General features: G+C 59.3%; 21 protein-coding genes. 16 read left to right on the top strand and 5 right to left on the bottom strand.

What is annotated here, in order from left to right; all coding sequences use genetic code 11:
- The first annotated feature begins 3 nt into the window (after positions 1-3).
- Complete coding sequence (gene norR, locus ACOZ42_RS14460) at positions 4-1,545, top strand: nitric oxide reductase transcriptional regulator NorR (RefSeq protein WP_426345296.1); 1,542 nt, start codon at positions 4-6, stop codon at positions 1,543-1,545.
- The gene (locus ACOZ42_RS14465; RefSeq protein ID WP_003801973.1) at positions 1,538-2,236 is read left to right on the top strand and encodes a Crp/Fnr family transcriptional regulator; all 699 of its coding nucleotides are present in this window, start codon (positions 1,538-1,540) and stop codon (positions 2,234-2,236) included. Before norR ends, ACOZ42_RS14465 begins: the two co-directional genes overlap by 8 nt.
- A gap of 6 nt (positions 2,237-2,242) precedes the next feature.
- On the opposite strand, the gene ACOZ42_RS14470 is transcribed toward ACOZ42_RS14465, so the two are convergent.
- Positions 2,243-3,046 (bottom strand): formylglycine-generating enzyme family protein, encoded by an 804-nt coding sequence (locus ACOZ42_RS14470; protein WP_426345297.1) that lies wholly within the window; start codon positions 3,044-3,046, stop codon positions 2,243-2,245.
- A gap of 174 nt (positions 3,047-3,220) precedes the next feature.
- Here ACOZ42_RS14470 and ACOZ42_RS14475 point away from each other — a divergent pair, with 174 nt between their 5' ends.
- On the top strand, positions 3,221-3,691 hold the full coding sequence (locus ACOZ42_RS14475) for a nuclear transport factor 2 family protein (protein WP_131070925.1): 471 nt from the start codon (positions 3,221-3,223) through the stop codon (positions 3,689-3,691).
- A gap of 141 nt (positions 3,692-3,832) precedes the next feature.
- Here ACOZ42_RS14475 and ACOZ42_RS14480 read toward each other — a convergent pair whose 3' ends face one another.
- The gene (locus tag ACOZ42_RS14480; protein WP_039943394.1) at positions 3,833-4,489 is read right to left on the bottom strand and encodes a TetR/AcrR family transcriptional regulator; all 657 of its coding nucleotides are present in this window, start codon (positions 4,487-4,489) and stop codon (positions 3,833-3,835) included.
- A gap of 143 nt (positions 4,490-4,632) precedes the next feature.
- Between ACOZ42_RS14480 and ACOZ42_RS14485 the strand changes: the two genes are divergently transcribed.
- Genes ACOZ42_RS14485 through ACOZ42_RS14530 form a run of 10 tightly spaced genes read left to right on the top strand, consistent with a single transcriptional unit; the run spans position 4,633 to position 14,457 of the window.
- On the top strand, positions 4,633-5,982 hold the full coding sequence (locus ACOZ42_RS14485) for an NAD(P)/FAD-dependent oxidoreductase (RefSeq protein ID WP_415301940.1): 1,350 nt from the start codon (positions 4,633-4,635) through the stop codon (positions 5,980-5,982).
- Entirely contained in the window at positions 5,979-6,731 is a 753-nt protein-coding gene (locus tag ACOZ42_RS14490; protein WP_131070927.1) for a DUF1365 domain-containing protein, read from the top strand. Before ACOZ42_RS14485 ends, ACOZ42_RS14490 begins: the two co-directional genes overlap by 4 nt.
- The gene (locus ACOZ42_RS14495) at positions 6,728-7,999 is read left to right on the top strand and encodes an SAM-dependent methyltransferase (RefSeq protein WP_131070928.1); all 1,272 of its coding nucleotides are present in this window, start codon (positions 6,728-6,730) and stop codon (positions 7,997-7,999) included. Before ACOZ42_RS14490 ends, ACOZ42_RS14495 begins: the two co-directional genes overlap by 4 nt.
- Entirely contained in the window at positions 7,992-8,561 is a 570-nt protein-coding gene (locus tag ACOZ42_RS14500) for a chalcone isomerase family protein (RefSeq protein WP_003801988.1), read from the top strand. Before ACOZ42_RS14495 ends, ACOZ42_RS14500 begins: the two co-directional genes overlap by 8 nt.
- A gap of 13 nt (positions 8,562-8,574) precedes the next feature.
- Positions 8,575-9,870, top strand: a complete 1,296-nt coding sequence (locus ACOZ42_RS14505) for an MFS transporter (protein ID WP_003801990.1) — start codon at positions 8,575-8,577, stop codon at positions 9,868-9,870.
- Positions 9,867-10,427 (top strand): DUF3833 domain-containing protein, encoded by a 561-nt coding sequence (locus tag ACOZ42_RS14510; protein ID WP_219235139.1) that lies wholly within the window; start codon positions 9,867-9,869, stop codon positions 10,425-10,427. Before ACOZ42_RS14505 ends, ACOZ42_RS14510 begins: the two co-directional genes overlap by 4 nt.
- Before the next feature lie 5 nt (positions 10,428-10,432).
- Positions 10,433-11,224: an SDR family NAD(P)-dependent oxidoreductase gene (locus ACOZ42_RS14515; RefSeq protein WP_131070930.1), complete on the top strand. Its 792-nt coding sequence runs from the start codon at positions 10,433-10,435 to the stop codon at positions 11,222-11,224.
- 12 nt (positions 11,225-11,236) lie between these two features.
- Positions 11,237-12,796, top strand: coding sequence for a cryptochrome/photolyase family protein (locus ACOZ42_RS14520; protein ID WP_426345298.1), 1,560 nt, complete (start codon positions 11,237-11,239; stop codon positions 12,794-12,796).
- A 26-nt stretch (positions 12,797-12,822) separates the two neighbouring features.
- Entirely contained in the window at positions 12,823-13,521 is a 699-nt protein-coding gene (locus tag ACOZ42_RS14525; protein ID WP_219235144.1) for an SDR family NAD(P)-dependent oxidoreductase, read from the top strand.
- Positions 13,522-13,554: 33 nt separating this feature from the next.
- Positions 13,555-14,457, top strand: a complete 903-nt coding sequence (locus tag ACOZ42_RS14530; protein WP_059318230.1) for a TIGR01777 family oxidoreductase — start codon at positions 13,555-13,557, stop codon at positions 14,455-14,457.
- 95 nt (positions 14,458-14,552) lie between these two features.
- Here the strand turns inward: ACOZ42_RS14530 and gltS are convergent, their stop codons facing one another.
- Both gltS and ispB read right to left on the bottom strand, forming a co-directional pair.
- A complete protein-coding gene (gltS, locus tag ACOZ42_RS14535) occupies positions 14,553-15,782 on the bottom strand; it encodes a sodium/glutamate symporter (protein ID WP_301606005.1) in 1,230 nt (409 codons plus the stop codon).
- A 253-nt stretch (positions 15,783-16,035) separates the two neighbouring features.
- On the bottom strand, positions 16,036-17,001 hold the full coding sequence (gene ispB / locus ACOZ42_RS14540) for an octaprenyl diphosphate synthase (RefSeq protein ID WP_426345299.1): 966 nt from the start codon (positions 16,999-17,001) through the stop codon (positions 16,036-16,038).
- Between the two features lie 173 nt (positions 17,002-17,174).
- On the opposite strand from ispB, the gene ACOZ42_RS14545 reads away from it, so the two are divergent.
- Genes ACOZ42_RS14545 through ACOZ42_RS14555 form a run of 3 tightly spaced genes read left to right on the top strand, consistent with a single transcriptional unit; the run spans position 17,175 to position 19,757 of the window.
- Positions 17,175-18,041 (top strand): ATP-binding protein, encoded by an 867-nt coding sequence (locus ACOZ42_RS14545; RefSeq protein WP_003802018.1) that lies wholly within the window; start codon positions 17,175-17,177, stop codon positions 18,039-18,041.
- Positions 18,034-19,035 (top strand): Nudix family hydrolase, encoded by a 1,002-nt coding sequence (locus ACOZ42_RS14550; RefSeq protein WP_059318229.1) that lies wholly within the window; start codon positions 18,034-18,036, stop codon positions 19,033-19,035. Before ACOZ42_RS14545 ends, ACOZ42_RS14550 begins: the two co-directional genes overlap by 8 nt.
- Complete coding sequence (locus ACOZ42_RS14555) at positions 19,032-19,757, top strand: hypothetical protein (protein WP_003802022.1); 726 nt, start codon at positions 19,032-19,034, stop codon at positions 19,755-19,757. The genes ACOZ42_RS14550 and ACOZ42_RS14555 overlap by 4 nt, the downstream gene beginning before the upstream one ends.
- An 81-nt stretch (positions 19,758-19,838) precedes the next feature.
- On the opposite strand, the gene ACOZ42_RS14560 is transcribed toward ACOZ42_RS14555, so the two are convergent.
- The gene (locus ACOZ42_RS14560; RefSeq protein WP_426345300.1) at positions 19,839-21,347 is read right to left on the bottom strand and encodes an efflux transporter outer membrane subunit; all 1,509 of its coding nucleotides are present in this window, start codon (positions 21,345-21,347) and stop codon (positions 19,839-19,841) included.

Consider the following 21,347-nt stretch of genomic DNA (forward strand, 5'->3'; position numbering starts at 1 on the left):
CCCATGCTAGATCTCATGATTGCCGATTTGGCCACTGAAATTCCAGGGCCGCTACGCCTGCAGCGCATGGTTCATCTGCTGGCGCGACATTTCGGCTGTGATGCCGCCGGTTTGCTGAAGCTGGACGACACCGTATTACGCATTGTGGCGGCCAGCGGTCTGGGTCATGACACCTTGGGCCGGCATTTTGTCATTGCCGATCATCCCCGGCTGACACGCATTTTGCATACCCCTGGCCTGACGCGCTTTGAGCCCAACTGCGGTCTGCCCGACCCCTACGATGGCCTGCTGGATGACAAGCTGGGTCAGCCGCTGCCGGTCCATGATTGCGTGGGAATCCCCCTGCAGATCCAAGGTGCGGCCTGGGGGATTCTGACCCTGGATGCCTTGCGCCCCGGAACCTTTTCTGCCTCCACGCTGGTGGAACTAAAACACTGGTGCATGGTGCTGGAAAGCGCCATCCGCATCAGCGAACTGGAAGAGGAAAATCGCAGTCTGCGCATGCTCTCTACCCTGCCCCCTGATTATTTGTCGCGCCACAACTCGACTTCCATCATTGGCAACAGCAAGGCGCTTTTGGAGGTCATCCAGCTGCTGGACACGGTTGCCACCTCCGAACTGCCGGTTCTCTTGCTAGGCGAGACGGGCGTGGGCAAAGAGCTGTTTGCACAGCGCCTGCATCAACGCTCGGCTCGCCACCACTCCCCACTGATTTACGTGAACTGCGCCGCTCTGCCCGATTCGTTGGCGGAGAGCGAACTTTTCGGCCATGTCAAAGGCGCTTTCTCGGGGGCGCACGAACATCGCGCCGGACGCTTCGAGGCCGCGCAGGGCGGCACCCTGTTTCTGGACGAAATCGGAGAGTTGTCTTTGACGATTCAGGCCAAGTTGCTGCGTACGTTGCAAAATGGCGAAATCCAGCGCCTGGGGGCCGACCACCCCATTAAACTGAATGTGCGGCTTGTTGCAGCCACTAACCGGGACCTGAGTCAGCAGATTGCACAAGGCGGTTTCCGGGCCGACCTGTACCACCGCCTGTCGGTTTTTCCCCTGACAATTCCGGCCTTGCGCGAACGCCATCAAGACATTCTGCTGCTGGCCGGTCATTTTCTGGAAATGAATCGCTCCCGACTGGGCTTGCGCGGCATTCGCCTCTCGCCCGACGCGGAAGCCGCTTTACTGGCTTATCATTGGCCAGGCAATGTTCGCGAATTGGAACATCTGATCAGCCGTGCCACCATCCGCCTGCTGGTCGATACGCCAGACCGTAACCAAATATTTACGCTTAGCGCCGATAATCTCAATTTGTTACCTTCTACCCTGGAGCCTGTGGCAGCGGCCACGCAATCTCTGGGAGTGCCACGCCCCTCCTTGCGTCAGTCCGTTGAACAATTGCAAGGACGCTTGATCCGGCAGGCTCTGCAGGACAACGACGGTAACTGGAGCCAGGCTGCCCGACAGCTTGGCATGGACCCCAGCAATCTGCATAAGCTGGCCAGCAAACTAGGGCTTAAAACCCGCTCAGAAAGCTTAAGTGATGACTGACATTTCCTACCCCTCCTTGTTAGCCAGCCTGCCCCTGTTCTCTGACCTGGACGCGGCCAGCATCGACCAGCTCTGGCAAGAAGGACGGCTGATTCACTATGACAAGGACAGCCAGGTCTTTCGCCAGGAGCAAAGCAGCGATCATTTTTTTGTGCTGCTGCAGGGCTTGATCAAGGTCGTACGCACCATGCCCAATGGCTCCCAGTTACTGGTCCGTTTCGCCCTGCCCGGCGATGTGATTGGCATTGCCCCCGCCCTGCGGCGACGCAACTACCCGGCCACTGCCATCAGCGTCACGAGCAGCGCCGCCCTGGCCTGGCCAGAAAAGTCCTGGGACAGCCTGACCCAACGCTTTCCTTGCCTGCTCAGCTCGGCGCAGGACACAGTTGCCCAACGTCTGAGTGACGCGGACGACCGCCTACTGGAAATTCACAGTCTGGAAGTGGAGCAGCGACTGGCCCACAGTTTGCTGCGCCTGATTCGCCAGGTGGGCCAAAGCGGTGCGCAGGGGACATCCCTGAGCATTCCCGTGACCCGACAGGACCTGGCCGATCTGGCTGGGACCACCCTGTATACGGCCAGCCGTGTCGTCAGTAGCTGGGATCATCAGGGCTTGATCCTGGCAGGGCGCAAGCAGATAACGATTGCCGACCTGGACAAATTTGCCCGAGCCGTTCTGGAACGCGGCTAAGCGCCCTTAGTCCTTCGTGACAAGACGCAGACCCAGATAGCGCGGGGGCACGCCGACCGAACATGCCCCGGTTTTGGGGTCACGGATGAAGTCGGGCATCACCGCGATATGCTCTCCTCCCAAGGTGCGGACGCCGCAGTTTTCCAGACGGGATTCCGCGCGGGGCATGCTGATGCGGTGAACGCGCACATGACAGGTATTGGTCCATTCGGCCACCTGTCCCCCGGCATCAAACACGCCATAGGCATTGGCAGTTCCCTGGCCCAGGGGCGCCAACGGCACCTCCTGCTCCTGCTTGCGCTTATAGCTGTCCTGATATTCCTGGAGCCACAAGGCGGCCTGCTCGTTCTCATCCAGCCCGCCCTGGGCCGATTCAGGCACTTTCTGGTCTGCGAAGTAACTCCATTCCAGATAATCCGGCAAGCGGAACTGCTTGCCGGTGCGCTCGCTGAGCCAAGCCGCATAATCCTGCCCGTCCTGCCAGCTCACCCCCACAACCGGCCGATCTTTGGCCTGTCCCCGGCCCACCGCATCCGCGGCCTTGCACCGCTCGGCACGAACACATTGATCATAGTCGTACTGGCTGACTTGATACTTCATGACTTTCAAGCTGGGAGCCGGGGCATACATCACGGTATCGGACGCAATCAGGCGCCCATCGAGCAAGTACTCACCAGCCTGCATGACTTCGCGCGCCGGACCGGCCACTTCCACCAACTCTGGCAAGGCGGCTGAATTGTTGGGCTCGCCAGCCGAGCATCCGGCCAAGATGGCCGCTAACAGCACGGTTCCCACTACACGGCTTTGCATTGTGAACTCCCAAAAGACAGCCACCATTGAAACGTAGCCAGGGGTTCATGTCCTTGCGCCAAGGCAAACAGCGTCCTTAAGGCATCAAAATTCTCCGCTCACCCGTTCCTGCCCCTTCCTTGAGCCTTATACTGCTGGTCTCCCATCGGCTCCTTGAACCCTCAGGCCAAAAAAATGAATGCTGACTTGACCACAGGTTCCGAAGATATGGCGGCGGCAGTGCGCCGTCTTGTCCATCTTTATCAAGGGCTGACGCCAGACCGGCTATCCGAGCTGGAGGTCTGTTATGCGCCTGACGCCCATTTCAAGGACCCCTTCAATGAGGTAGAGGGCGTTGCGGCCATCCGCGGCATCTTCGAGCACATGTTTACGGCGTTGCACTCGCCACGCTTTGTCATTACGCAGCAGATCGTCCAGGACCAACGAGCCTTTCTGGAATGGGAGTTCCGCTTCCGCATCAAACGTTGGAAGCCGGATCTTGAACACTGCATCAGGGGAGCGTCAGCGCTGTCCTTTGACGGACAAGGTCGGGTGACCCATCATCGCGATTATTGGGATGCGGCAGAGGAGCTTTATGAAAAGCTGCCCTTGCTGGGTTTATTGATGCGCTGGCTGCGACGCACGATGTCCACATCGGAAAAGTAGCCCCCCTCACACTCCGTCCCCAACACCGGCAGGGTGCGCAGCCTCGGCGCACCGTGTAGTCAGGCATCCACCAATGAAACAAGAGCAGCGTCGAGGCCACGGGGTCCGGCAGGGGGTGCCGGACGGATTCCGGAGACTGTCTTACTGTGCCAAGGACGTACGGCCCGCGCCTGCCAGACCATCAAAGGTGGTGCTGCTCACCCATTCAATGATCTGCTCGTGGGTGTACTGCCCCGACTCTTTAAGAAGGCTCACCACAGGGTCACATGCACGCGCAAACAAGGTGTAGAGCACCAGCTCGACTGGCAGACCCGATTGCAGGCTGCCTGCCGTCTGCGCCTCGATAATCCAGGTGCTCAGACGATTACTCAAGGCAATCAGGCGATCCATGTACTCATCATTTGACTGGAGCGAGGCGCTAAGGCTTGAGTTCTGCGCGGGCAGCGACGGCATTTCCCCTTGCAATTGGGTATCCATCGTCCAGCGCACCACGGATTTGAGCTGATCAATCGCCGTAATGGCTTGGCCTGCTTCAGCAGCATCCTGAGCCTGTTTGCGCAGCTCATCCACAAAAGCCAGGGCGCGATCGAGCACGCCCACCATCGCCGCAGCAGCCAATTCCTCCTTGGATGTAAACAGCTTATATAAGCTGGCCTTGGCCATGCCTGCCTCGGCGGCGACTTGGTCGACCGTCATGGCATCGTAGCCTTTGGTCGCCAAAAGACGGTTAACAGCGGTCACGATGGCTTCTACGCGTACGCGCTGGATTTGTTCTTTGATTGAGGATCGAGCGTTCATGAGATCTATTTTAGGACGAATGAGATCATCTTGCATACCAAATAGTGCAAAAATATTATTTAAGGTTTATAGTTTGAACTAATGAGTTCACTGTTTGATCTTTCCGGTTCATAACCCCCTGCGCAACACCCCAAGGAGCTGCCATGCGTCGTATCGCTGTCATCGGTTCGGGCATATCCGGCTTGGCCGCTGCCTATCGTCTTGCTCACTCTCAAGACACGCATCGCGTCTGTCTGATTGAAGCCAACTCTTATTTCGGCGGACATGCCAATACGGTCGAGCTCAGCCTGGATGGTATTAGCCACGGGGTCGATACCGGTTTTTTGGTGTTCAACCACCGCACCTATCCCCTGCTCACAAAGCTGTTCAAGGAGCTGGAGGTAGAAACCGCTCCCTCGGAGATGTCCTTCTCCGTGCAGATTCCCCACCCTGATGGCAGACCGGGACTGGAATGGAGCGGTAGCTCTTTAGGCAGTGTGTTTGCACAGCGCAGAAACTTGATCAGCCCACGCTTTATTGGCATGTTGCTGGAAATTTTGCGCTTCAATCGTCTGACAACGGATATCGCCCAGCGCCAGCTTGAGTCACAACTCAATACGCCCATAGAAACCTTTCTGGATCTGCATGGCTTTGGCAGCACATTTCGCAACAACTACCTGTTGCCCATGATTGGCAGCATCTGGTCTTGTCCGACCGATCAAATGCTCCGCTTCCCCGTCGCTACCCTGATTCGCTTTTGTCACAATCACGGGCTGATCCAGATCACCAACCGTCCCCAGTGGCACACCGTTCGAGGCGGCTCTCAACGCTACGTAAGCCGCATCATTGAGCGACTGCAAGAGGACGGCCGCCACGAAATCCGATTGAACACCCCTGTGTTCAGCCTTAAACGTGAAGCACAAGGCGTCATGGTAGAAATGCCTCACGGTACCGAGCAGTTCGATGCTGTCGTGCTGGCCTGCCATAGTGATCAGGCATTGCGCCTGCTGGGCCAGGACGCAACCCAGACAGAGCGTGCCGTGCTGGGCAGCATTCGTTATCAAGCCAATGAAGCCGTATTGCACACCGACACTGCCGTCTTGCCACAGCGCCAGGCCGCCTGGGCGGCCTGGAATTATGAACGCGCCAGCTCGGCGGCTTCCGAGGAAACCGGAGTGTGCCTGCATTACCTCATCAACCGCCTGCAGCCACTGCCTTGGCAGCAAGCCGTCGTGGTCTCGCTCAATCCGGCCCGTCCCATAGCAGCGGACAAGGTACATGCGCGCATTACGTACAGCCACCCAGTCTTTGACCATGCCGCCATCCTGGCACAACAACAGCTTGAAAAGTTGCAGGGCCAACGCCGGACCTGGTTCTGCGGTGCCTGGTGCGGCTACGGATTTCACGAGGACGGTTTGCGTTCGGGTCTGAGCGCCGCTGACCAGGTTTTGCTGTCCCTGAACCGTGCGGCGCAGGCGGCCCACACTGAGCTCAGGCAGGAGGAAACCGTATGAGCGCCTCCGCTCTCATTGGCTTTGGTCATATCTGGCATCGGCGGCTGCGGCCAGTCGAGCACGCCTTTCATTACCCTGGTTATTTCCTGCTGCTTCCCATGCGTAGCCTGCGGGAACACCCAGTCCCCGTCCTGCGCCGCAACCAACGCGGCTGGATCAGCTTTCATGACAGCGATCATGGCAATGGCGGTAATGACGCTCTGGCCTGGTTTGAATCTCTGTTAGAGCAGGAAGGTATTGAGGATGCGGATGGCGAGATCTGGCTGCATACCTTTCCGCGCGTCCTGGGCTATGTCTTCAAGCCCGTGAGCTTCTGGTACGCCCATCGGGCCGACGGTTCGCTGGCGGCGATTCTGGCCGAAGTCAACAACACCTTCGGTGAGCGTCATGCCTATCTCCTGGCAGGGCCGCATCTGGGCTGGGATTGCGAACAAGTTGCCAGCAAGCAATTTCATGTGTCCCCGTTTTGCGAAACCCACGGCGAATATCGCTTTCGATTCTCGCGCAATGAAACTACCAACCTGGCGCTTGTCGATCTGTACGACGACGCAGGCCCCCTGTTACGCACAGGTGTTCAAGGAACGCTACACCCCCTGAATGCGGCTACCGTACGCAGGGCATTTTTTGGCACGCCGCTGATGACCCTGGGGGTCATTGTTCGCATCCATTGGCAAGCACTGCGCCTGTGGGCGAAGCGGCTTCCCTTCCATCGCAAACCACCAGCGCCCAAGCGCTCTGTCACACGATGAATACAAGCACCGCCACTCTCTTGAGCAAGTCCGCAAAAGCAAGCAGCGACTTGTCACCTCACGCGAACCGCGTCCTGAAGCTCTTGACGCACCTGCCTCATGGCCAGTTGGAGCTTCAGTTGCCCGATGGGCAAGTGCGGCATTTTCCCAAGCAAAATGCAGTGGAACCCGACGCCCGCTGCGCAATCGGGCAGTGGGAGGCGCTGGACCGCATCCTGAGCTCGGGCGACATTGGCTTTGCCGAAGGCTATATAGAAGGTCAATGGGACACCGATGACCTAAGCGGCTTGCTGCGTCTGTGCATCCGCAACCGCGATCACCTGGAACAACTGGTGTACGGTCACTGGTGGGCTCGACTGGGCTTCAGACTGCGCCATATGCTTCACCGCAACACGCGGGCGGGCAGCGCTAAAAACATTCATGCTCACTACGATCTGGGCAACGACTTTTATCGACTCTGGCTGGACCCAAGCATGAGCTACAGCGCTGCCTGGTTCGAAGGTCTTGACGGCTCGGCCTTGCACAAGGCTGATCTGGAGCAGGCTCAACGCGCAAAAACCAGACGGGCGCTGCGTGAGACAGGACTGCAGCCGGGGCAACGACTGCTGGAAATTGGCTGTGGCTGGGGAGCGCTTGCCCAGACAGCGGCCACGGAGTTCGGCGCGCAGGTGACAGGTGTCACCTTGTCACGCGAACAGCTTGACTGGGGCATGCAGCGCATAAACGAAGCCGGCCTGCAGGAACAGGTTGATCTGCGTTATCAGGACTACCGGGATCTGGCGAAAGAACACGCGGCGCAGCCCTTTGACGCCATTGTGTCCATTGAAATGTTCGAAGCTGTCGGGCACGAATACTGGCGCACCTACTTCAAGACTTTGCATGATTGCCTCAAACCGGGCGGCTATGCCTGCGTGCAGTCCATCACCCTGCGCGAAGACCTTTTTGCCCGTTATTTGCACTCCTCCGACTTTATCCAGCAATTCATTTTTCCCGGAGGGCTGCTGCCCAGTGTCACGGCCTTCGAACGTGAAGCCCAGCGAGCCGGCCTGACCGTGGTCCGAACAATGAGCTTTGGCAAGGATTACGCCGAAACACTCCGACGCTGGCGTCAGGCTTTTGAGCAAAAGCTCGATGCGGTCCGCAGCCAGGGCTTTGACGAGCGCTTTGTGCGCATCTGGCGATTTTATCTGGCCTATTGCGAGGCTGCCTTTGATATGGGCAACACCGATGTAGTCCAGTTCACCTTGAGAAGGCCTGACCATGACTGATATTCGACGACGCCAAGCCCTGATCGTGGGCATCAGCCTTCTCGCCCCTACCCTTATTGCCATGACCCCTAATCTCTCGGCGGCCGCAGCGGCTGCCCCCCAGGAGCTGCGCTCCACCCTGCCCTCTGCCCATCTTGTTGGCAGTGGTCCCATGCGCTTTTTTGGACTGCGGGTTTACGAGGCGCGACTGTGGGCCATGCCGGACTTCGAGCCCAAAGAGTATGCACGCCAGCCCTTCGCCCTGGAGCTGATCTATGACCGCAAACTGGAAGGCGAAGCCATTGCCGAGCGTTCAGTTGCCGAAATGCGGCGTGTGGGCAGCTTCTCCGAGCAGCAGGCTCGCCAATGGCTGCTCCTGATGAAAAAGGCTTTTCCGGATGTCCTGGCACAAGATCGCCTGCTGGGCGTGACGGACGGAACCGGCGATGTCCGCTTTTTCCACAATGGACGTGAAACCGCCCGTATTCAGGACGCCGAGTACGCGCGCCTGTTTTTTGGAATCTGGCTGTCTGAGCAGACTTCAGCACCGGGCTTGCGAACGGCCCTGTTAGGCAAACGCTGATAAAGGCACAACCATGCGCCCCCCAGGCTCCCGCCCCTTAAAGCCGCTGCATTGGCGTACGGGACTCTCCTATGGAAGTCTTGGCCTGCCGCTGGCATTCGTGTCGCTCCCCTTATATGTGAACCTGCCGCATTACTACGCGGCGGTGGCCGGGGTGCCGCTGGCGGGCCTGGGCGCCGTGCTGCTGGCTACCCGAGCCGTTGACGCGGTGCTCGACCCTGCACTGGGAAGGCTGGCCGATCGTCTTTTGCATCGAGGCCTGGGCCAGGCCTGGCTGGCCGCTTTGTTGGGCAGCCTGATCATGGGCTTGGGTTTTGCCGCACTGTGGCATCCTCCCGAGGGTGGCCCCCAAGAGGTGCTGATCTGGCTGGCGCTCAGCCTGCTGGTATGCACCTTGGCCTATAGCGCCGTCAGCATCTTGCATCAGGCCTGGGGGACCCGCTGGGGTGGTGATCCCAATTGGCGTGCGCGTGTCACCGCGTGGCGTGAAGGCGCCACGCTTCTGGGTGTCTTGCTGGCCAGCATATTGCCCACCTGGTTAGGCTTTGATGCGACCAGTGTCGTGCTTTTTCTAGCCTTGGCCATAGGCCTGTTCGGGCTGCATCGCCTGCCGCCCGCTATCGCTCAACCCATGGGTTATGCGCGGGGGCACAGCAGTCCTGCATCAACCGCCTCGCCCTGGGCTGATGCCAGTTTCCGCAGGCTGTTATTCGTCTTCATGCTCAACGGCGTAGCCGCCGCCATACCCGCTACCTTGTTGCCCTTTTTCGTGGCGGACCGCCTGCAGGCCCCGGAGATGCAGCCGCTCTTTCTTCTGTGCTATTTCGGCGCCGCCGCGGCAGGGCTACCTTTATGGGTACGGGCTGTCTCGCGCTGGGGACTGGCACCCAGTTGGCGGGCCGGCATGCTGACAAGCGTTGTCGCCTTTTCCCTGACACCCTGGCTTGATGCCGGCGACGGTGGCGCCTTCCTCGTTATCTGCCTGGCAAGTGGGCTGGCTCTGGGCGCGGATCTGGCCCTGCCGGGCGCCCTGCTAACCGGTGTCATCCATGAATCCGGTCAGGGCGGCTCGGGCGAAGGACGATATCTGGGCTGGTGGACTTGTGCTGCCAAGCTCAACCTGGCCCTGGCAGCCGGTCTGTGCCTGCCCCTTCTTTCCGCCCTGGGTTACCAGAGCGGCACAAGCGACCCGGCTGGCCTGCAGGCGTTGGCCTGGGCTTATGGCGGCCTTCCCTGCCTGTTCAAACTATTGGCGTGGGCTGGCCTGTGGCGCGCCGAGCATCTGCACTCATCCTGGAGACTGATATGAAACTGACAAACAGCCTTGTCTCAACCCTGCCCTGGCGGCGCGTCGCCCTGGGACTGACACTTATGGGCACCCTGGCCGGATGCGTGGGACCCACGGTGCAGGACTATGCCCAGGAACGCCCCGAACTGGACCTGCGTCAATATTTCAACGGCCCCCTGACGGCCCACGGCCTGTTCACAGACCGTTCCGGCAAAGTGGTCAAGCGCTTTACCGTGCGCATGACGGGCACCTGGAAGGGCGATGAAGGCGTGCTCGACGAGCATTTTGTCTACAGCGATGGCACCACTCAGCAACGGATCTGGCATTTGAAGCATCTGGGTGATGGCCGCTACAGCGGACGCGCTGACGATGTGGTCGGCCAGGCCCAGGGCCAGACCGCGGGCAACGCCTTTCATTGGAATTACGTGCTGGCACTGCCGGTGGACGGCAAGGTCTGGAACGTGAACATGGATGACTGGATGTACTTGATGGATGGCCGCACCATGCTCAACCGCGCCGCCATGAGCAAATTCGGCATTCATCTGGGGGATGTGACACTGTCCTTCATGAAGGAGTAAGTGTGATGACACTGCTACACGCAAAACTCAATCCGCCGCTCAGTCACTGGCAAGGAAAATACGCCTGGATTGTCGGTGCCTCATCAGGCATAGGCAGAGCCACCGCGGAGGCGCTTCATGCGCAAGGCGCGCAGGTCATTGTCTCGGCCAGAGACGCCGATGCACTGCACGAGCTGGCCAAAGGCCGAAACGGGTTTGTCGTCGTCCCGCTGGATGTCACCGAACCTGAAACGCTGGCTGCGGCCAAGCTGAAAGTTCAAGCCTGCGTCGATATTGCTCCCGATCTGGTGCTGTATTGCGCAGGCAGGTACCTGCCACAACGGGCGACCGAGTTCAATCTTCTGGAGATGCAGAAACATCTGGCAGTCAATTATGTGGGTGCGCTGCATCTGCTCGATGCGGTCATCCCGATGCTGCTTGAGGCCGGACGCGGCCACCTGGCCCTGGTGGGTAGCGTGGCGGGCTACCGCGGGCTGCCAATGTCCCTGGCCTATGGGCCCACCAAAGCCGCACTGAATAATCTGGCGGAGAACCTCTATTTGGATCTGCACCCGTTGGGACTGGGCATTTCCATTATCAACCCCGGCTTTGTAGACACCCCGCTGACCGCCCAAAACAGCTTCAAAATGCCCGCGCTCATCACCCCTGAAGAAGCCGCCCGTCATATCTTGCACGGCTGGAAACAGGGGCAGTTTGAAATGAACTTCCCCCGTCGTTTTACCCGCTGGGTAAAGCTCATGCGATGCCTGCCCGATAGCTGGTACTTTTCGGCGGTACGTCGTGTCACTGGAATGTAAACGCAGCCGCACATGGAGACAGCACGCCACGCGCACTACCGCGCCCACACTCTGCGCCTGATACTGGGCGACCAGCTCAACCCACAGCACAGTTGGTTCCAGCAGGTGGACAGGCAGGTGGTTTATGTACTGATGGAGGTGCGTCAGGAAACCGATTACGTCTTGCATCATGCACAGAAAATTCTGGCCATTTTCGCTGCAATGCGCGACTTTGCGCAGCAGTTGCGAGCCGCTGGCCATCGGGTGCGTTATGTGACATTTGAAGACCCCAGCAACCGTCACTCCATCCCCGACAATCTGACGGCACTCGCGGCGCATTACGGTGTGCGCCAGGTGCAATGGCAACACGCTGACGAATGGCGACTGGATACTCAATTGCAACAGTGGGCAGACACGCAGGCCCTGACTTGCTCAGCGGTGGATAGTGAACACTTTCTGACCAGTCGTAATGAACTGGCCACTCAGATGCGCGGTCGTCGTCAATGGCTGATGGAGCATTTCTATCGCCGTATGCGCCGCCGATACCGGTTACTGCTGGATAATCATGAACAGCCGGTCGGTGGCAAGTGGAACTTTGACCATGAGAACCGCAAACCCTGGCGTGGCACACCGGCTGAACCCACTGACTGGCGGCCCTGCCACGACCACCGTGTGCTTTGGGAAAAGCTGCAGCGTTGTGATGTGCCCAGCTTCGGCGACCCCCAGGCCAACGCCTTTCGCTGGCCACTGAATCGCCAGGAAGCGCTGAGCTGTCTGGAAGCCTTCATCACCCATGCACTGCCGCATTTTGGCGACTACGAAGATGCCATGTCCAGCCAGGCACCACGGCTGTTTCACTCCCTGCTCTCGTTTTCCCTGAACGTCAAAATGCTCCACCCGCTTGAGGTGCTGGAACGGGCCGAACGGGCCTGGCGGGAAGGTCAGGCTCCTTTGGCTGCCGTGGAAGGCTTTACACGTCAAATACTGGGTTGGCGCGAATACGTGCGCGGCATCTACTGGGCCCACATGCCGGGCTACGAAAACCTCAATGCATTCGGGCACGACTTGCCGCTGCCGCACTGGTTCTGGACAGGGAACACCCGCATGCGCTGCCTGCAACAGTGCATTCAGCAGTCCTTGCAAAGCGCTCATGCTCACCATATCCAGCGCCTGATGGTGATCGGCAACTTTGCTCTGCTGGCTGGGCTCGACCCGGCTGCTGTCCACCGCTGGTACCTGGGCATCTACATTGACGCTTTCGAATGGGTGGAACTGCCCAATACCCTGGGCATGAGTCAGCATGCCGACGGTGGCCTGATTGCCACCAAGCCCTATATCAGCAGCGCCGCCTATTTACACCGCATGAGCGACTACTGTCAGGGGTGTGTCTACAAGCCCACGCAGAAGACAGGGCCACACGCCTGCCCCTTCAATGCCTTGTACTGGGACTTCCTTGCCCGCAATGCCCAAGAGCTGGGTGACAAGGGACGGATGACATTGATGTATCGCCAATGGCAGAAAATGCCTCCCGAACAACAAGCTGCTCTGCGCACCCACGCAGAGCAGCTGCGCCAGAACCTGGGCACTCTGTAAGCCCCCCACATTGACCGAGGCCTGACATGCAATCCCTGCCCACCGCTTACCGTGCTCTTATTCTGGGCGGCTCTGGCGCCATTGGCGGTGCCATGGCCGCCCAGTTGGCCGCCGACCCTCGCTGCAGCGAGCTTGTTAGCCTGCACCGGCGCAGCACACCCGCCCTGGACTTCGATCAGCCACAGACGATCGCCGCAGCGGCCCGAACCTTGAGCACACAAGGCCCCTGGCATCTCATCGTGCTTGCGACCGGCATGCTCAGTGGTCCTACCGGGGGCCCTGAAAAGCGCTTGGCCGATCTGAATGCCGATCACCTGATGGCCAGCTTTAACACCAACGCGATAGGCCCGGCCCTGGTATTGGCCCATTTTGCACCGTTGCTGCCCAAGCACGAGCGCGGCATCCTGGCTGTGCTGTCGGCAAAGGTAGGCAGCATTGGCGATAACCGCCTGGGCGGCTGGTACAGCTACCGGGCCTCCAAGGCGGCGCTGAACATGCTGCTCAAAACCGCATCGATCGAGCTGGCACGCACCCATCCTCAAGCCGTGCTGGCCGCGCTGCACCCGGGCACTGTTACCTCAGCCTTGTCGGCTCCCTTTCGGGGCGCTCAAATCGGCCGCCCGCCTGCCGATGCGGCGCACGCGTTGCTGGCCACGCTAGACACACTCAGCCCAAAGGACAGTGGTGGTTTCTGGGCCTACAATGGTCAGGGACTGCCTTGGTAAGTTCTTTGCTCACCTTCACACACGGAGAATTCCATGCGCATCCTTCTGACAGGAGGCACGGGCCTCATTGGACAGGCCCTTTGCCGACACTGGCAACAACACGGCCACGAACTCTGGGTGTGGAGCCGAAAGCCCCAGCAAGTCCCCCAACTGTGCCCAGGCGCAACGGGCATCGCCGTGCTGGACGAGCTCAATGGCAGCGCGCCATTTGACGCGGTCATCAACCTGGCCGGAGCCCCAATTGCCAATCAACGCTGGACTGAGGCACGGCGCCAGCTTCTATGGCAAAGTCGGGTCGATCTGACACGCCGTCTGGTGGACTGGATGGGGCGACAAGCGTCGGTGCCCCCCGTCTTGATCTCGGGCTCAGCGGTAGGCTGGTACGGCGATGGCGGAGAGCAGCAACTGACCGAGGCCAGCGCACCGGGCAACAAGGACTTTGGCAGCCAGCTTTGCGTGGCCTGGGAGCAAGAGGCCGAACAAGCTCGCCAATGGGGGGTACGCGTGGTCTTGCTGCGTACCGCGCCCGTCTTGGCCAAAAACGCCGGGATGTTGGCTCGGCTGCTCCCCTCGTTCAGGCTGGGACTGGGTGCCAGACTGGGCGATGGGCAACAATGGATGCCGTGGATACACCTTGAAGACCAGGTCGCGCTTATCGACTACCTATTGCACAACCAGAGCTGTGAGGGCCCTTATAACGCGTGTGCGCCTCAGCCGGTGCGCAATGCAGAGTTCACCCGCGTCCTGGCTCAGGAGCTGGGCAAGCCAGCACTGTTTCATGCCCCGGCCTGGGCGCTGCGTCTGGCCTTGGGAGAGATGTCCGTTCTGCTGCTCGGCGGGCAACATCTGATTCCGCTGCGGGCCCAGCAAGCAGGTTTCAGCTGGCGCTACCCTGATCTGTCCGAGGCCTTGAGGGATCTGCTTCACAAAGCCTGAAAGCACGGTGTACAAGGACAGCGCCGCGATTTTGCCCCACGACCCTGCCCTATGAAACGGCCGCGCCCAATAGGCGCGGCCGTCGTCTTGTCTGCTTAAGTCAGGAAGTTCACAAAGCCAGTGATGATGACGGCGTTGAAAAAATCGATGAACAAGGAGCCGACCAGGGGAATCACAAAAAAGGCCTTGCGCGAAGGGCCATTATCTTCGGTGAAAGCCTGCATATTGGCCATGGCATTAGGCGTGGCACCCATGCCGAAACCACAATGCCCGGCCGACATCACTACCGCGTCATAATCCTTGCCCATGACCTTGAACGTCACATATCTGGCAAAGAAGAACATCAACACCGTTTGCGCAATCAGGATGACCAGCAGCGGCCCGGCCACCTCAGCCAGTTCCCACAATTTCATCACCATCAAGGCCATGACCAGGAAAAAGGCCAGGGACACATTGCCGATAATCTCAAACTCTTTTTCAGGCAGACGATAGCGACGCCAGTCAATCACGTTGCGGATGATGGCAGCCACCAGCATGGCTCCCAGATAGGCGGGCAACACAATCCCGCGGTCGCTCAGCCATTCGATAATGACACTGCCCACACCAATCGCGATGGAGAGCAGCACCACAGCATAAACAGGCATCTCAAAACCGCCCTCGTCGGTCTGAACAACTTCTTTAACCGTGGTTTCTGTAGGGTGAGCGGCATCCGCACCTTCGTGCTGGCGACGGTGGCGACGGTGTGGAGCGGGACCGTCGATCTTGTATTTCTTCATCAAGCGCTTGCCCAACGGACCACCAATGACGCAGCCCATCACCAGCCCCCAGGTGGAAGCGGCAATGGCGGCAGGCAAGGCGCCTACGGCGCCGGCACGCTCCAGCAAGGGGCCAAAGGCAGCCGAAGTACCGTGGCCGCCCGTCATGGAGATGGACCCGGCCGCCAGACCCAGGAGAGGATTGGCGTTCATCAAAGCAGCCAGGCTCACGCCCATCACGTTCTGCAGAATAATCAAGGCAACGGCACAGCCCAAAAACAAGCCGACCGCCACGCCCCCTTTTTTCAGCAGCTCGAAACTGGCTGAAAAGCCGATGGTGGTAAAAAAGGCCATCAGCAAGAAGTTGCGTATATCGTCGTTGAACGCAAAGCTAAACGAACCGGTCTGGTGGCCAACCAAGGCGATCAAAGCAAAAATCAAACCGCCAATAATGGGGCTGGGAATAAAATATCGGGCCAGCACAGCAACACGATTCTTTATATATTCTCCCAGCACGAGAAAAACAGCCGCCAAACCTACCGTTTGCGCTATATCGAGCTGAATGTTCATCTATCAGTTCCTTACATCTTTGGGATAAGGGGCCTGTACCTATGTGTCTGACAGAGGCTTCAAACCAATTTGTTCAAATAGGCATGTCCATCGTCGCTACTTCGTCCTTGTGGGGCAAAGGCATGACCACCAACAGCGTAGTAAAACCGAGAAAAATAACACGAACAGGTGCCTAATGCCGCCAATTCCCACGAATAAGACCGCTCTATTACAAAAAAACCCGCCACAAGGCGGGTTGGAGAAAGAAGCGGGCTTAGCGGTCGCGCTCTACCGAAAACGAGCACAAACTTAACAAAACCTGTTTGAATTCGCTCTCGGGCACATCCGCCAGCGCCTGAACCGCCAGTTGTGCTTCGGCCTTGGCCGCTTCACGGGTGTAAGTGAGCGCATCAGTCTGTTCGATGGCGCGGGCCACTGCGGCAAAATCGGCATCGCCGGTTTCAATCGCCGACTTGATGAGTTGAACCTGCTCGGCCGTACCGACTTCCATGACACGGATCAGAGGCATGGTCGGCTTGCCCTCACGCAGATCGTCGCCTACGTTCTTGCCCAGGGCCTGGGCGTCGCCGGTGTAATCGAGCACATCGTCCACCAGTTGGAAGGCCGTACCCAAATGACGACCGTAAGCGGCCATGGCCGCTTCCATGTCGGGCGAGGCGCCCGCAACAATCGCACCTACCTGTGCAGCCGCCTCAAAGAGCTTGGCCGTCTTGTAACGCACCACCTGCAGGTAACGCTCCAGCGAGACGTCGGGATCATGTACGTTCAGCAGCTGCAAAACCTCGCCTTCAGCGATCACGGTAGTGGCTGCCGAGAGCACGGCCATGGCAGGCATGGAATTGGACTGCACCATCATCTCGAACGAGCGCGAGTACAGATAGTCGCCTACCAGTACGCTGGCTGCATTGCCATACACCGCATTGGCGGTATGACGACCGCGACGCATATCGGACTCGTCAACCACATCGTCGTGAAGCAGGGTGGCCGTGTGGATAAACTCCACCACGCCCGCCAATAAATGGTGTGTGCTCCCCTGATAGGCCAGCGCGCGGGCTACCAGCAACAGCAGCGCAGGACGCATGCGCTTGCCGCCTGCACTAACGATGTATTCACCAATTGTGCGTATTAGCACCACATCCGAATTCAAGCGTTCACGAATGACGACATCAAGAGCCTTCATGTCGTCGGCAATAGGTTCAATCAGGGTGGACAGGTTCAAAACAGAATTCCGGACGAGTAAGGGAGGGGGCCGCTGTCGGCCAATCGTAACTTGGTGATTATACGATTTTGAATCGCTTTGGGCCCATTGTTACGCCTCAAGCACAACAGTGATCGCAGAAAAAGGTGCCAAATTAGCGATAATAAGCGTTTCAACCTGAATCGGAGACCGTCTTGAGCTCGCAAGACCTGAGTACCCTGATCAGCCGGGCCGAGCGGGTTCTCGCTCAACTGGAAGCCTGGTTGCCGCCTGCTCCCCCCCCTATCGACTGGGACTGCACGGCGTTTCGCTGGCGCAACAATGGTTCGCGTGGCTGGCTGGAGGGCGTGCAGCACGTCGCCACCATTCGCACCGACGATTTGCATCATATTGAACGTCAAAAGAGCATTATTGAGCGCAACACCCGTCATTTTCTGGACGGCAAACCGGCCAATAATGTATTGATGACAGGGGCTCGCGGCACCGGCAAAAGCTCGCTGGTCAAAGCCATGCTGGCCAAGTTTGCCGATCAGGGCCTGCGTCTGATCGAAGTGGACAAATCCGATCTGGCGGACCTGGGGACCATTATCGACCTGATCAGCTCCCGCCCCGAACACTTCATCATCTTCAGCGATGACCTGTCGTTCGAAGAAGGTGAAGCGGGTTACAAAGCGCTCAAATCCGTTCTGGACGGCTCCGTGGCCTCGCCCGGCGACAATGTTCTGATCTACGCCACCTCCAACCGACGCCATCTGATGCCCGAGTACATGAAAGAGAACCTGGGGGTCTCCACATCGGCAGACGGTGAGATCCACCCCGGCGAGGCAGTAGAAGAAAAGGTATCCCTGTCCGAGCGCTTTGGACTATGGTTGTCGTTTCACCCCTTTAAACAAGATGACTACCTGGACATTGTGTACTACTGGCTGGGCGCATTGGGCTGCCCGGCAGAACACATCGAAAGCTCGCGCATGGAAGCCCTGCAATGGGCGCTGGAGCGCGGCTCGCGCTCGGGCCGGGTAGCACGTCAATTTGCTAGAGATTGGACCGCTAGACATGTCTAAACCCACGCTGGAAGTGGCCGTTGGCGTTTTATTGAACCCCGACGGCCGGGTGTTGCTGGGAAAACGCCCGGCCGATAAACCGTGGCCGGGCTGGTGGGAACTGCCGGGCGGCAAGATTGAGGCGGGCGAGAGCGTTCTCGAAGCGCTGGTACGGGAACTGCGCGAAGAGCTCGGAATTGAAACCACGCTTGCGCATCCTTGGGTCACCTACACCCACGAATACCCAAAAAATTTCGTCAAACTCTCTTTTTGTCTGGTGCGGGAATGGGAGGGCGAGCCCCAATGCCTGGAAGGACAGGAGCTTGCCTGGGTCAACCCCCAGGGGCCGCTGGAGGTAGGGCCTGTGCTGCCGGCCACGGAGCCACCCATGAAGTGGCTGCAGCTGCCCGAACGCTACCTGATTACCCACATTGAAGAACCAGGCCGCCTGCCCGCCTACCTGGAACAGCTCGAGCAGGCCCTGCAACAGGGACCGGCCCTGGTCCAGTTTCGCGAACCGGCCTGGGCTGCCCGCCCCGATGCCGAATTTCATCTTCATCAGGCGTTCCTGCAGGTCGTCACGCTGTGCCAACGGTATCAGGCCCGCTGCCTGGTCAACAGCCTGCATCCAGAAAGTTGGTGGGATCACGCCGATGGCGTGCACTTGCGCGCCAGCGACGCCCAAGCCTTGTCCGCCAAATGCCACGATACCCTGACAAGCGTTCCCGCGATCAGCAAGGGCCTGATCGGCATGTCCACGCACAATGAAAGCGATATTGAAATCGCCCGCAAAATCCAGGCGGATTTCCTCGTGCTGGGTCATGTGCTGGACACCGCTTCGCATCCCGACGAACCCGGCATGGGCTGGGCCCGCTTTGCCCGTCTGGCAGAACAGGCTGGCCTTCCCGTCTTTGCCATAGGCGGACAATCGGCGCATACCCTGGCCGACGCACGCACGCATGGCGCACACGGTATTGCCGGCATGCGTCACATGCTGGACAACAACCCGGCATGACGCCCCACGTCACCATTTCGGAGCACGAAGGTGTCCGTTACCTGCACCTGGGTTCAGCCTGGGTGCAGGGGGCCATGCGCCTGGCCGCCCCCGATCAGCTTGAGCTGCACTACATCCGACAGATGATGATCTGGACGCTGTTTCAGCATGCCCCTCAACGCATTGCCCAGCTCGGGCTAGGCGCAGGCAGTCTGACACGTTTTTGCTACCAGCATTTTCCACAAGCGCGTATCGACGCGGTGGAAATCAACCCGGAAGTGGTGCGAGCCAATCGCCTGTTGTTCCATCTGCCGCCCGATGACGAGCGTTTGAGCGTGCATACGGTCGACGCACTGGACTACCTGGATGCCCTACATGGCGAACTGGATGTGCTGCAGGTGGATGTGTACTCCGATCAGGCCGAACATCCCGCCCTGGAAAGCCAGGACTTTTACCTAGCCTGTCGGCGAGCCTTGGGTCCGCAGGGTTTGTTGACGGTCAACCTGCTGGGCTCTGAGCTGGTTCATGCTCGCAATCTGCATGCGCTGCAAAAAAGCTTTGCCGCCGTAGTCTGGTTACCAGAAACACACGACGGCAACCTGGTCGCGCTGGCGTTTGTTGACCCGCCACAAATTGATTTTGATGATTTATACAAGCGTGCCGATCAGATTCAAGCCACCTTGGGCTTGGCTGACGGCGAAGAATGGGTAGAGGGACTCTACGCCTGGATGGACCAGGAATAAATCCCCACTTCGCAAGCACGCCAAGGCATCCGCAAGCTGGAAGAATGATCCCGTGTCAGCGGGCAGGCCCCCCGCACGTCCTCACTGGGCGGCGGCACCTGATGCGCTTGCAGCCGGCTGCGCGGCGACTGCTTTCTTCATACCCGCTTTTGCCACTTCTTCAGCTGTCAACCCGGTTTGTGCGTCCCAGCCCCCTCCAAGGGCCACCATCAGCTTGACCGCTGCCCGCAGGCGCTGGGACTCCAGATCCAGCGCCTGCCGCTCTGCCGACAAGGCCGTTGCCTGAGTTTGTGCCAGACTCAGAAAATCCACCAGGCCAGCATCAAACTGATTGCGCGTCAAACGCAGGGACTCCCGTGCAGCGGCCAGGGACCGTGCCTGACTGGCCTGCTCCCGCTCCAGCCCATAAAGCTCGGACAAGGCATCTTCCACTTCTTTGAGCGCATCCAGAACAGTCTGGCGATAGCCCGCCAATTGCTCGTCATAGCTGGCTTGCGCCTGCTCGACCTGAGCGCGTCGCGCGCCAAAATCCAGCAACGTCAAGGCAAAGGCCGGTCCTAGTGACCAGACACGCGCTGGCGCGGTCAGCCATTCACTCAGATCACTACTACTGAAACCGCCACTGGCTTTCAGGTTCAAACTGGGAAACCAGGCGGCCTTGGCCACCCCGATCTGCGCATTGGCCTGCGCCATGCGACGCTCGGCGCGCGCGACATCCGGACGGCGCTCCAGCAAACTGGAAGGCAGGCCCACCGGAATATCCGGGGCCACCGGCCAAGGCGCATTAGGCACCACGTCAAACTGCGAGGGCGGGCGTCCGACCAGAACCGCCATCGCATGCTGATAGCTGGCCTTCTGGCGATCCAGGGCCAGACGCTGGGTCCGTGCCCCTTCAAGCTGACTCAAGGCAGCGGCTACATCCGCGGGTGTCGAAAAACCAGCCTCCAGGCGATTCTGATTGATTTGCAAGGAACGCTCATACGCCGCCACGGTTTCATCCAACACCCGCGCACTGGACTCCGCACTGCGGTACTGCAAATAGGTCTGCGCCAATTGGGATTGCAAACTCAGCCGCGTTGCCGCCAGGTCCGCCGCACTGGCCTGCAGGCTCGCATCGCCCGCTTCCACCTGACGGCTGATCCGCCCCCACAAGTCCACTTCCCAATTCACTGTGACGCTAGCGTCATACGCACTGCTGCTTTGGCTGGTAGCACCCGAGCCGCTGCCACGTCGTGTCGTACCGACCGAACTGCCCACCTGCGGAAACTGTGTCGCCCGGGTACCTGACACCGTGGCCTGGGCCTGACGCACCCGTGCCTGAGCCTGCTGCAAGGTGAAATTCTGCTCGTTCAGACTTTGCATCAAGGCATTCAGCACCCCGTCATTGAGACTTTCCCACCAAGGGCCACGGTCATTCAGATCTGCCGGCTCAGCCGGCTTCCAGGCCGTCGCGCGTACTGCTTCCCGAAAATGCTCACCGACTGGCGCCTGCGGCCGCTGATAGTCAGGGCCGACAGCGCACGCAGACAGGGCCATCACCATGGCTGCCAATGCAAAACGCGGAAAAATCAGGACGTTGGAAATAGGCAT

Origin of the sequence: Alcaligenes sp. HNGD-HTN06 (genome assembly GCF_049932565.1) — a bacterium.
GTDB classification, from domain to species: Bacteria; Pseudomonadota; Gammaproteobacteria; order Burkholderiales; family Burkholderiaceae_B; genus Alcaligenes; species Alcaligenes ammonioxydans.